Source organism: Granulibacter bethesdensis CGDNIH1, from assembly GCF_000014285.2.
In the GTDB taxonomy this organism is placed as follows: domain Bacteria; phylum Pseudomonadota; class Alphaproteobacteria; order Acetobacterales; family Acetobacteraceae; genus Granulibacter; species Granulibacter bethesdensis.
The window spans coordinates 1,599,300-1,611,631 of the sequence record NC_008343.2; the positions used below are offsets into that span (position 1 = coordinate 1,599,300).

Here is a 12,332-nt window from a genome sequence, read left to right on the forward strand (position 1 = left end):
AGGCCGATGCTCTGCCCGCCCCCGATGTCGGTGACGGCATGATCAATGAATTTTCATTTTCCATCCCTTACACACCGCCTGGATTTCAGCGATGGTAAAAGCCGAAGACATTATTTGAGAATGCAGATTTTATTTTCCATGACCCCAGATCAAGCACCCTCCCAACAAAATGCGCTACGCCGGCTATGGCGTTGGGCGTTTCTCGGCGCAACGGGCGGTACCATTGCTATTGGGGGATTCGCATGGGGATTTACCGCTTACAAAAACATGCCCGATCCGGTGACACTGGCACGGCTGGCTTTTGTCGAGCCATCCCAACGGGGAACACTTTTTGCAAGCCGGGAAATTCCGCCTTCCTCCTATCCGCGTCCGTTCCAGGAGAATTTTCGTCCCTGGATCAAAACCGTGCCATGGAAAGGTCAGCAGGTCTCCGTTCAACAATTCCTTGATACAACCAGGACCAATGCGATTGTCGTGGTCAATGAAGGAGTCATCACACAGGAATGGTACCGCGATGGCATGGGGCCGAATACACTGTTTCCGTCGTGGTCTCTGGCCAAATCGATCGTTTCACTCATGGTCGGCCAGGCTATCGGGCGGGGATTGCTGCATGAGGATGACAGGCCGGAGGCTCTGCTGCCCAACCTTCAGAAAGCAGGCATTGATCCCCGCATTACTGTGCGCAATCTGCTGGATATGACCAGCGGTCTGGCAATCCCCGAGAACTACAATCCCTGGCGTCCTTTCCGGGGCACTGCCGGGATGTACCTGACGCATGATCTGGGGGCCTATATCCGTGCCCATCACTCTCTGGCCTTTACGCCGGGCAGCAAGGGCGTCTACCGCAGTGTGGATACCGAGATCCTCGGCCTGATCCTGTCGCGGGTAGAGCATCTGACACTATCCGAAATCCTGTCGAAAGGCATCTGGGATCCGATCGGAGCCAAGCGTGCCGCATACTGGAATCTGGATCATCCGGGGGGGCGCGAAAAAGCATTCTGCTGCATCAATGCGGCTGCACGGGATTTTGCCAAAATCGGACAGCTCGTACTGGATCGCGGCCGTGTCGGGAACAGACAGATCGTTCCTGAATTCTGGATCGAGCGCCTTTACAAGCCCGCGCCTGCCCGGGTCGACGGGCTGGAATATTCCGCCCAATGGTGGCACACGGAATCGGATATCAACGATATCTCCGCCATCGGGGTGTATGGCCAGTATATCTATGTCGATCCTGTCTCACGCAGCGTCGTCGTCAAACTGAGTGATTACGGCGCCGAACAGGATGAGGCCGAGACCCTCGACGTTCTCAACATCCTGGCCGCAGCAGCCAAAAATTAAAGCGCCTTTCCCACTCAGGAGCCGGGTGGAACCACCATGCAGGAAAGCTGCCTGCGACTGAGTTCATTACAGGCCTGACTGGCCTGTGCAGCAGTCAGCTGGGTCAACCGGGCACGATAGAGCACATTTCCGCCAAAAGGTGCTGTTGTCGGTATCGTCACCTGTGCATTGTGCAACAATGCCGGGGCCGCATTCCGGGCTCCGCTGGCCACGGTCTGTGCCAGAGAACGGCTGGCGAAAGCACCGACCTGAACGGACCAACCACCTCCGGCTGCGGAGGTAGCCGGGATCACCACCGGAGCTGTCGGCTGATAACGTGACGCAACCGTTGGCGGCGTCATGACCCTTGCAGTCGGATAAGATGAAGCCGCCCCATAGCTGTTCGTCTGCCCGGAAGGATAGAGACTGCCGCCATAGGGTGGAACAGGTGGAGGCAAGGCTGATGCAGACACGCTCCCCTGTCCTGTTGCAACCTGCGCCCCCATATCCCGGCATGGTCGGGAGGGATCGAAGGCCGAATCCTTGTCACAGTTTTCCGCGGTCGGCCCGTGCGACACGAACGGTTGTGCGGCCCCTCCGTAAGAAGCCAGTGTAACGCCTCCTGTCATGCCACTGGCTGCACCAGGCTGGCAGGGGCGCGACGGATCATAGGCCGCATCAGAATCACAGGCGGAACTGCTGGCCGTTGTGGCAAAACGTCGCTGAGGGGCAGCCTGTGCTACCATCACGGGCGCAGATGTTGCGGGAGAGGAACCGCCCCCCAGACGAGGTGCAATGATCGAGACATAATTGACAGTCTCACCCGGCAGGCCGCCAGTTCCGTTCAGATAGGAAGCCAACCGCCCCGGCCCTGCATTATAGGCCGCCAGAAAGCCGGGAGAACCGTACTGGTCATACATTTCCCGGATATAGGCCGTTCCCGCCAGCACATTGTTATGCGGGTCGTACGGATCATCCCCGAGGTGATAACGATCCCGCATCAGGGAATATGTACCGGGCATCAGCTGCAACAATCCCATAGCTCCGGCTGAAGAAACGGCGGTGGAGCGTCCGGCACTTTCCTGCCGCATCACGGCACGAATCCAGCTTTCGGGTACAGAAAAGCGTTGTGATGCTTCCTTGATGTATGGCCCCCATGGATCGGAGGGCGGACCAGGGGGTGTATATTCACCGCTTGATCCGTATTCCTCTCCGCCACTGCCGTCATAGGGAACGCCACCATAGGAAGAGGCAGACCGCCCGGAATGCCCCCCACAGGCCGCCAAAGCGCACAGGGCACCGAGACTCGCCACAGTGCCAAGGCGCCTCGCAAAAAGGCCGAGCGACCCGTTTTCGGGCATTTCGTTCCCCAAACCCTGCATATCCGCCTTCACGGGTTTCCGAAAGATGCTGCAGCATCCTAGAGATGACATCATGAAAATGCTACAAGCATCTGATGCGACTTGGCATTTGCGTTCTTACTTCTGCCTTTCCGTGATATTCCTGCTGCAGTTTGGAACAGGGACGGCATCTTGCCTTCAGCAGATCACCCCAATATGCACGCATCATGAGCCAGACATCTTCCTCCTCCCCTTCTTTGCGCATTGAGACCCTGTCCGGAGAGGCGCTTGTTCCAGTGCTTCCCGCGCTTGCCCGCCTGCGGCTGAGCGTCTTCCGCACATGGCCCTATCTGTACGATGGTGATCAGGCCTATGAACAGCGCTACCTTCAGACCTATGTGCGCAGTCCCGGTGCAGGGGTGGTGCTGGCATGGGACGGAGCGCGCGCTGTCGGAGCCTCTACCTGTCTGCCCATGGTTGAGGAGGAAGAAAATGTCTCCGAGCCGTTCAGGAAGCGTGGATGGGATCCGGCGCGGTTTTTCTATTTCGGTGAAAGCGTTCTGCTGCCCGAATATCGCGGCTGCGGTGTTGGTGTTGCCTTCTTCCGGGAACGGGAAGCCCATGCGAAACGCGTCTCCAACTGCGACTACGCCACGTTCTGCTCGGTGAAGCGGCCTGAGAATCATCCGTCCCGGCCGGCAGACTGGGTACCGCTGCATGAATTCTGGACCCGTCGCGGCTTCACGCCCTTCCCCTCCCTGACCTGCCGCATGTCATGGAAAGATGTCGGAGAAGCCGAGGAGACCGAAAAGGAACTGACATTCTGGATCAAATCCCTGTCCGGTGCCCCTCTGCCGGAAGAGAGCAAGGGATGAGCAGCATCGCAAAAACCCTGAAGATCGGTGTGCTGGCCTATCCGATCGAAGGGGTCACGCTGGAAGGCTACGCCGCCAAGCTCGACCGCCTGGTGGCCGAAGCTGCCGCCGCTGGAGCCGAATTGCTGCTGATGCCTGAATATGCCTGTGTCGAGGTTGCCGGCGGCTATGTTTCCAGCCCCGATGTCGATGCGGAGCTGAACGCGGTCTGTGCCCGCGCGGCCGGAATTCTGGCGGCCCAGCGGGATACCGCCGTGAAATATGGCGTCTGGCTGGCCCCCGGCTCCGTGCCGGTGCGCGGGCCGAATGGCATCACGATCAACCGCGCCCCGCTCTTTGCCCCTGACGGTAGCGTCGCCTTTCAGGACAAGCGGGTGATGACACGGTTCGAAAACGAACACTGGTTCGTCTCGCCCGGCGCGCCACCGGGGATTTTTGAAACCCCGTGGGGCAAAATAGGACTGACTATTTGTTATGATACCGAATTCCCCGCCCTGGCCCGTGCGCAGGTAGAAGCCGGCGCCTGGCTGATTCTGGCGCCCTGCTGCACCGATACGCTGCGTGGCTATAACCGCGTCGGCTTTTCCGCCCGGGCACGGGCTCTGGAAAACCAGTGCTATGTCGCCGTGGCTCCCACGGTGGGCGATGCTGCATGGTCAGGTGCACTGGACACCAATCGCGGCTATGCAGCCGTGTATGGCCCGGTGGATCGCGGCTTTCCCGAAGATGGCATGCTGGCCCGCGGTGCACTGGATGAGCCGGGCTGGATTTATGCCGCGCTTGATCCGGCGAAAATTCAGGACGTGCGAGTCAATGGCGGCGTTTTGAATCATCGTGACTGGCCGGCATCGGTCGGCCAATGCGCCATCCTGCCACGCGGACCACTGGAAATAGCGTGAGCGGAGACAACGCGTGACAGCTCCGCTGATCTATATCGTCGCCGGCGAGCATAGCGGTGATGTACTCGGCGCCAGGCTGATCCATGCATTGCGAGCCATCAACCCGTCGATCCGCTTTGCGGGGATTGGCGGGCCTCGCATGGAAGAATGCGGCTTCCAGAGCCTGTTTCCCATGCATGAGCTGGCCGTCATGGGGCTGATTGAAATCCTGCCACGGGTGCTGAAACTGCGACGACGGTTGCAACAGACGGTTCAGGATATTGAAACCCGCCGCCCCGATCTGGTGCTGACCATCGACAGTCCCGGCTTCTGTCTGCGTCTGTTACGCGCCATACAGCCTTTCGGCATCAAAAGGGTGCATTACGTCGCACCACAGGTCTGGGCGTGGCGGGAACATCGCGTCAAACGGTTTCCCGGTCTGTGGGAGCGGATGCTCTGTCTGCTGCCTTTCGAGGAAAAATGGTTTGCCGAGCGCAATGTGCCGGGGCAATTCGTTGGTCATCCGGTGCTGGAATCCGGGGCTGATCAGGGGGATGCCGCCCGATTCCGCGCGCGGCATAGTCTGGCCGATAATGCCCGCGTTATCGTGCTGATGCCCGGCAGCCGGGCCAATGAGGCAGGCAGGCTGCTACCCGTCTATGGCGAGACCCTGCGTCTGCTGATGCAGAATATCCCCACCATCACGCCTGTTATTCCACTCGCCTCCAGCACGGCGCATACGGTGCGGGGGGCTGTCTCATCCTGGCCGGTGCAACCGATTTTCATCACCGACATTGCCGACAAACACGATGCGTTTGCCGCCGCCGAGGCCGCATTGACTAAATCCGGCACATCAACGCTGGAATTGGCCATGGGCGGCGTTCCGATGGCCGTGACTTACCGCGTCAACCGCATCACCGCCATGATGGCACGCAGATTGATCCGTGTACCGTATGTCGCCATGGTCAACCTGCTGGCAGGCCGTGAAATCGTTCCGGAACTTCTTCAGGAAAACTGCACGCCCACAAAAATAGCTGCGGTTTTAACCAGCCTGATGAACAATGCCCCTGATACAAATGGCATGGGTGCCGCCGACAGCCAGAAACAGGCCTTGAAGGCAGTGGTTGCTTCCCTGCATGCGCCCAATCGGCATGCGTCAGATGGACTGCCCTCCTCTGCCGCTGCGGCCTCCATCATGGAGGTGCTGGGCCAATAATCATCCAGCTGATTGCGGTTGGTAAATCGACAACAACCATCAGGGATGTTATCGATACACGTATTGTTTATTCCTGATTGCATAAGGTTGAGTGATTGTGACCCTGCTAATGCCGCTCGCCATGCATGAAAAAGAAATCGAGTTATTGACCACCTTTCTAGGGTCGACCCAAAATTATGTCGAATTCGGAGCAGGAGGCAGCACCTGCCTTGCCGCCCAACATGTCGGCAAAAGCATTCATACAACTGATTCCTCCATCGACTGGCTACAGCATGTTGAAAACACCTGCCGTTCTGCCAACACACCCGTTTTTCCTGTCACGCGGTTTGTTGATATAGGCCCGATTACTGCATTGGGTGGACCAACCGATTTAAGCAAGCGTCCTCTCTGGCCCAACTATCATGAGGAATGCTGGGGTGATCCCGCCTGGTCGGAAGGCGACTTCTACCTGGTGGATGGACGGTTCCGTGTTGCATGTTTCATGCAGATTTTACTGCATGCTCCAACGGATGCATGCATCGCCCTGCACGATTACACGACGCGTCAACATTACCACATTGTTGAGACTGTTGCGCGCCCCATCGCCCGCGAGCGTGATTTATCCATTTTCGTACGTCGTTCCGATACACGTCCAGTCACTGTCAGACGTCTGTTGGAAGAATATCGTTATGAAGTCGCATAACAGTTGATCAAGGGCTTTATCAAGGCATTTCAGCCAGCCTGACCAAAGGGTGCACGTCATGCATGCCATGACAAAGTACCTCCTCAACAGCCTTTTCATGATATCTGGCGTAGGACTGACACGGTCTGATGATCGCGTGTTCGATTCTCTCCGGCCTGCATTATTCTGATGTTGCGTCAAGAATGCCGGAACTACCATCCGGGCAGAGCCCTATCTGGGTTTACGGAAGTACGGGTTCCATCGCGATGGCCATCCAGCCAGAGATCCTGATCGACAATAAGCTAGTTGGCGCAGCGATGACAGGCAGCACATTTTGCGCCGATATCCTGCCGGGACAAATCAGATATCTTAAATATATCACATGAAAAATAATAAATATTCCATAATCAAACAATTATTTCCTTGTCAGGATTTTTGAATGTAAATAAGGGTAATCTTGATTATGGAAAGCACCCATTATGGCCACTCTCCCAAACGATCCTCTTTTCAAATATCAGTGGGGTTTGCTGAACACAGGTCAGTTTAACGGTTATATTGCTGGAATTGATATCAATGTTCTCCCGTTATGGTCAGAATATACCGGCGCTGGAGTGAAAGTAGCCGTCGCGGATACCGGATTTCAGCTTGATCACCCCGACTTTGCCGGGCGCGTCGATACAACAGAAAGCTGGGATGCCGTCAGCGATACACCAGGGGGAGGCCCTGTTACTGGCAATGACAATCATGGTACAGCAGTCGCCGGCATTATCGGCGCCGGTATCAACGACGCTATTGGCGGGACGGGTGTCGCCCCAGGCGTAACACTGTTATCATTGCGAGTTTTGGGCAATCAGACGGATGACAGCCGGGATAGTGACGCAACGGAAAAGGCAACAACCATCGGCTTTTCCAAAGCACTTCTGGCAAATGTCGATGTCATCAATAACAGCTGGGGACCGACCAATCCCGGCGTAGGCCCAAATGCCAAAACTGTTTTCAGTGATAACTGGTCAGGCGGCCAGAATCAGGAAGGCATCGCCATCTCCGCACTCGCGACTTATGGCCGACAGGGGAAAGGCACTGTCATCGTTTTTTCAAACGGAAATGCCCGCAAATATGATGACGATGCCAATCTGAATAATAATACCAATTCAAGATTTACCATTGCTGTCGCTGCCATTGATGGAAATGGACACTATTCGTCATACAGTTCTGCAGGCGCAAATCTGCTGATTTCTGCACCAGGAAGTGAGGGAGGAAGCACAACCACGCCCACAGGCGGGATCGTGACTTCTGACCGGACAGGTTCAGACGGTTACAACAAAACGCCGGGTAATGCGGGTAATAATACATATGGATTTAACGGCACGTCAGCAGCCGCGCCTTTTATTAGTGGCGTAGCTGCCCTCATGCTGCAGGCCAACCCCTCCCTCGGCTATCGTGATGTTCAGCAGATCATGGCCTATACGGCACGGCAGAATGATGCCTCCGACACATCATGGTTGGACAATGGAGCCCAAACCGGCAATGGCGGAGGTCTCCATTTCAGTCGCGATTATGGATTTGGACTGGTTGATGCACATGCCGCTGTGCGGGTCGCAGAAAGTTATGGCGTGCTAACCGAATATGGCATGAAAGGCTTCAGCAAATCCGAACTGAACGTTACACAGCAAAATGTCAATTTTACTCCCTCCAGCCCGATCACCATCGCAGCCGGACAAAGCTATACATTCAATCCCGGCTATCAGAATCTGATGAGTGTGGAGCATATCGATCTTCTGTTATCTCTCAATGCGCCGGATACGAGTGCGCTGACAGTTACCCTCGAATCGCCTGCCGGAACATCTGTCAACCTTGTTGACCAAACGCCGAATGTCTCTAAAGAATCAGCCAACGTTGCATGGCCGGGATCTTTCAGCCTTGGCAGTTTTGCTTTCATGGGTGAAGATTCGACCGTTCTGTCCAGTTCCGGCCAGATTACAGGCCGCTGGCATGTCACGATTACCAATCAGGGCAGCACACCAATTTCACTCAACTCCGCCAATCTTGGACTCAGCGGCAGCCAGTACAGCTATAAATCCTTTCTCTACACTGACAGCTACGCAGATCAGGTGACTCATGATCCTGGTCGGGCCTATGCAATCGTGCCCAGCGCCAATACAGACGTCATCATGAATGCCTCGGCCGTGACAGGCTCCGTTTCAGCCGATCTGCCAAACAACACAATCAGCATCAACGGGGTTAAGACATATGTCTCAACCACCCATGCGATTCCTTCTTCTGGGTTCACGCCATCAATTGACGCATTTTTCAGCGGTGATGGAAACGATACGCTGGTCGGAGGCACCGGACAGCTTCTGGCTCCCGGTCGTGGGAATAACAGTGTTCTGCTGGGAGGCAGCACGGGAATCGCTCAGTCTATCGGTAATGATACCATCACTGCGCTTCAGGGGGCTGCTACGGTTAATGCCTCCGGTCATGCCGCAATCTTCTCCAATGCAGCCCAGCTGAATTTCGTGGGTACGGGAGGGGCCAGCACCATCGTTGGTGGAACGGGCACATTATCGGTCAACGGCGGCAGCGCACACGTCACCGTCTTCGGCAGCAGTGGCGGCAATGATACCATTCTTGGTGGCAACAGCGGGAACAACCAACTGGCTGCCAATGGTTCCGGATCAATACTGTTTGGTGAAAGCGGCTCCAGCGTTCTTTATGGCAGCAATACAGGTGCATCGACCCTGGTGACAGCCGGAGCAAACAACACCGTCTTTGGCGGCACAGGTAGCAGCACTATCCTCAGCAATGGCTCTCACGATCTGGTGGTGATGGATCAGGGCGCCACCACCCTGTTCGGTGGTCAGAATGCCGCCATCTTCACCAACAGCGCCAATGCCACTATCGTCGGAGAGACAGGTTCCTACGCCGTCGGCTTCGGCAGTGGCACCAGCAACGCATGGGCCAGTGCCTCCACCGATCTGTTCCTGTTCGCCAACGGACAGGCCGGAGGAAACGTCACAATCAGCAATTTCCAGGTCGGAAAAGATTTCATCCAGTTACAGGGATATGGCGACAACGTGGTGCAGACTGTTCTCGCCAACGCAACACAAAGTGCAGCCGGCCTGTCGATGACGCTGAGTGACAATACGCACATTACTCTGACAGGGATCTCCTCCCTGAACAGTAACAGCTTCATGGTCTAAAAGCAGGCAAGAAAGAAGAGGGGACAGAAGGTAGTTCCCTCTTCCTGACCTGCCGTTATCCCTCGTGACGTATGAGGCCGGAGGCCTCCAGACGGGCACGAGTATCATTCATACTCTCTGCTACGGCCAGAGCCGCAGCCAGGGCGCGCCTGCCAGCATAGGCGTTCACCAGAACCGGAGCACCATCGAGGATCGAAGCGGCAAAAGCCTCATGCTCCGCCGCCAGAGCGTCATGATCCTTCCAACCGGTTTCCTCGATTCGGGCACCCTGTCCGCCGGGAATGGGCAGGCCGCGATCCCGTCCGATCATCATCAGTTTGCGATCCATAAAATTCACGGACATGTAGCCATTCTGCGCAAAAAGGCGCATTTTTCGCTCGGTCTTGAGCGAAATCCGGCTTGCTGTGATGGTCGCCACCGCTCCGTTTTCGAAACGCAGCCTGGCATTGGCGATATCCTCATGCGGCCCGGCAACGGGGGCACCCACCGCATCCACCGACAGGATCGGGCTATCGACCAGCGCCAGCACCAGATCGAGATCATGGATCATCAGATCCAGAATCACCGAGACATCGGTGCCCCGTGGCTTGAACGGCGCAATGCGCGTAGCCTCGATATAAAGTGGCCGCTCCATACGGTTCGCAACCGCCGCGTATTCGGCGGAGTAGCGCACCAGATGCCCTACTTGCAGCACGCGCCTTTTTTCCTCGGCCAGCGCCGCCAGCCGGTCTGCCTGCTCCAGAGTGGCAGCAATAGGCTTTTCGATCAGCACATGCAGCCCGGCTGCCAGAGCACGCTCGGCCAGTGCGAAATGCGCCTCGGCTGGGGCGGCAATGACAATTGCATCGCACTGCGCCAGTAAGGCATCAAAGCCCAACGCCACAGTTTTCGTTTCTTTCGCCAGCACCAGCGCCCGCGTCTCATCGGGATCGAAGATGCCTGCCAGCACCGCCCGGCGGCTTGAGGCGATTTTCAGGGCGTGAAACCGCCCGAAATGACCGGCACCGGCAAGCCCGATGCGAAGGGTCGATCCTGAAGGCAGCGTATCATGTGTCTGGCTCATGGCCTGCCGGTTTAGCAGGGGTTGCGGCGTTTGCCAGCCTCCTGCCGGCCCGGCCTTTTATTTATTGCGAAGAGATGCCGCCTTGCCATGGGAGGCTCGCCCGTGTCATCTGCCGCCCCAAATGGTTTCCTAACCGCATAAAATCGCGGCCCCACCGCCGGAGGAACGTTCTGCCGTGCTGTATTTCAGCCGTCTGAAAACCACGACGATCTATCTTGTCTGCCTGCTTGGCATGTTGCTTTGCCTGCCGAATCTGATGGCACGCCCGGCGGCATGGCTGCCCTGGCGCACGGTCCATCTCGGCCTTGATCTGCGCGGAGGCAGCTATCTGCTGATGCAGATCGACATGAAAGCCGTGGTCAGGGAACGGCTGGAGTCGCTGTCAGACACGGCGCGGCAGGCGATGCGCAATGCCCATATTTTCTATACCGGTCTGAAGGCGGAACCGGATGCCAACCGCATCGTGCTGAGTCCCCGCGATCCCGCCCAGCTGAATGCCGCCGTCGCGGCGCTCGGCAAGGCGGTCGAGAATGAGGTCTCCGCCAATGGGGTCAGAGAGGTTGAGGTCAAGGCTCTGGAGGGCGCGCAAGCCGGCCAGATCGCCTTGATCCTGCCCGAAGCCGCTTTGCATGACCGGGCAACGGCTGCGGTGCAGCAGTCGATTGAAATCGTCCGCCGCCGTATCGACCAGACCGGTGTCGTCGATCCGAACATTGCCCGCCAGGGTGAGGACCGGATCGTCGTACAGCTTCCCGGTGTGGACGATCCGCAGCGGATCAAGGACTTGCTGGGCACCACCGCGAAAATGACTTTCCATATGGTCGATGCGTCGGCCACCCCTGCCGCCGTGCCGCCGGATGATATTGCGCTGCCGGAGGAGGGAACCGGGCAGAAGCTGGTCGTCAAACGGCGGGCGGATGTGGATGGCGCCGATCTGACCGATGCCCGGCCTGTGCCGAACCAGCAGCGTGCCGGTGCATGGTCGGTCAGCTTCACATTCAATGGCGTAGGCGCGCGGAAGGTAGCAGACATCACCGCAGCCCATCAGGGTGAGCGTTTCGCCATCGTGCTGGATAACCGCATCATCAGCGCGCCGGTCATTCAATCCGTGATTCCGGATGGACGCGGCGAGATCACCGGCAATTTCACGGCCAAAACCGCGCAGGATCTGGCGGTGCTGCTACGCGCCGGTGCGCTGCCCGCCCCGCTTTCCGTGGTTGAGGAACGGAGTGTGGGGCCGGAGTTGGGGGCCGACAGTATCCGCGCCGGAGCCTATTCTCTGGCGGCTGGCTTCGTACTGGTGATCCTGTTCATGGGCCTGTTCTATGGCCTGTTCGGCTGGATGGCCAACCTCGCGCTGCTCATGAACCTGTTCATGCTGCTCGGCGCGCTGTCCCTGCTGGAAGCGACGCTGACGCTGCCCGGCATGGCGGGTATCCTGCTGACGCTGGGTATGGCGGTGGATGCCAATATCCTGATCAATGAGCGCATCCGTGAGGAAACCAAAGCAGGCCGTCCACCCGTTGCAGCGATGGAGGCCGGGTTCAAGCGGGCCTGGGCCACTGTGCTGGACAGCAACATGACCGCACTGCTGGCCCATGTCATGCTGTTTGTGTTCGGCACCGGCCCGGTGCGCGGCTTCGCGGTGACGATCACCGTGGGTATCGCCACCACGCTGTTCACCAATTTCATGTTGGCACGGCTGTTGATGGTGAAGTGGTTCGCCCGCAACCGTCCCGCTGAATTGCCCGTCTGACGCGCTGAATCGGAAAGGAAACAGAG

Annotated in this window: 10 protein-coding genes; 8 read left to right on the top strand and 2 right to left on the bottom strand. The window is 57.5% G+C overall.

What is annotated here, in order from left to right:
* Positions 1-138 precede the first annotated feature (138 nt).
* Positions 139-1,338: a serine hydrolase domain-containing protein gene (locus GBCGDNIH1_RS19715; protein WP_025286880.1), complete on the top strand. Its 1,200-nt coding sequence runs from the start codon at positions 139-141 to the stop codon at positions 1,336-1,338.
* A 14-nt stretch (positions 1,339-1,352) separates the two neighbouring features.
* Here the strand turns inward: GBCGDNIH1_RS19715 and GBCGDNIH1_RS19720 are convergent, their stop codons facing one another.
* Positions 1,353-2,699, bottom strand: coding sequence for a lytic transglycosylase domain-containing protein (locus GBCGDNIH1_RS19720; protein WP_096912886.1), 1,347 nt, complete (start codon positions 2,697-2,699; stop codon positions 1,353-1,355).
* Between the two features lie 185 nt (positions 2,700-2,884).
* Between GBCGDNIH1_RS19720 and GBCGDNIH1_RS19725 the strand changes: the two genes are divergently transcribed.
* The 6 genes from GBCGDNIH1_RS19725 (at position 2,885) to GBCGDNIH1_RS19750 (ending at position 9,487) form a co-directional block, all read left to right on the top strand.
* Positions 2,885-3,532, top strand: a complete 648-nt coding sequence (locus GBCGDNIH1_RS19725; protein WP_025318860.1) for a GNAT family N-acetyltransferase — start codon at positions 2,885-2,887, stop codon at positions 3,530-3,532.
* The gene (locus GBCGDNIH1_RS19730; protein WP_011632142.1) at positions 3,529-4,431 is read left to right on the top strand and encodes a carbon-nitrogen hydrolase family protein; all 903 of its coding nucleotides are present in this window, start codon (positions 3,529-3,531) and stop codon (positions 4,429-4,431) included. The genes GBCGDNIH1_RS19725 and GBCGDNIH1_RS19730 overlap by 4 nt, the downstream gene beginning before the upstream one ends.
* Before the next feature lie 13 nt (positions 4,432-4,444).
* Positions 4,445-5,626 carry a lipid-A-disaccharide synthase gene (gene lpxB / locus GBCGDNIH1_RS19735; protein WP_011632143.1) on the top strand — a complete coding sequence of 394 codons (1,182 nt, stop codon included), beginning with the start codon at positions 4,445-4,447 and terminating at the stop codon, positions 5,624-5,626.
* Between the two features lie 91 nt (positions 5,627-5,717).
* The gene (locus GBCGDNIH1_RS19740) at positions 5,718-6,308 is read left to right on the top strand and encodes a hypothetical protein (RefSeq protein WP_011632144.1); all 591 of its coding nucleotides are present in this window, start codon (positions 5,718-5,720) and stop codon (positions 6,306-6,308) included.
* 128 nt (positions 6,309-6,436) lie between these two features.
* Positions 6,437-6,673 (top strand): hypothetical protein, encoded by a 237-nt coding sequence (locus GBCGDNIH1_RS25030; RefSeq protein ID WP_011632145.1) that lies wholly within the window; start codon positions 6,437-6,439, stop codon positions 6,671-6,673.
* Between the two features lie 93 nt (positions 6,674-6,766).
* On the top strand, positions 6,767-9,487 hold the full coding sequence (locus GBCGDNIH1_RS19750) for a S8 family serine peptidase (RefSeq protein WP_011632146.1): 2,721 nt from the start codon (positions 6,767-6,769) through the stop codon (positions 9,485-9,487).
* Positions 9,488-9,542: 55 nt separating this feature from the next.
* Here the strand turns inward: GBCGDNIH1_RS19750 and GBCGDNIH1_RS19755 are convergent, their stop codons facing one another.
* A complete protein-coding gene (locus GBCGDNIH1_RS19755; protein ID WP_011632147.1) occupies positions 9,543-10,550 on the bottom strand; it encodes a Gfo/Idh/MocA family protein in 1,008 nt (335 codons plus the stop codon).
* 232 nt (positions 10,551-10,782) lie between these two features.
* Here GBCGDNIH1_RS19755 and secD point away from each other — a divergent pair, with 232 nt between their 5' ends.
* Positions 10,783-12,306: a protein translocase subunit SecD gene (secD, locus tag GBCGDNIH1_RS19760; RefSeq protein ID WP_050748545.1), complete on the top strand. Its 1,524-nt coding sequence runs from the start codon at positions 10,783-10,785 to the stop codon at positions 12,304-12,306.
* Positions 12,307-12,332: the final 26 nt, after the last annotated feature.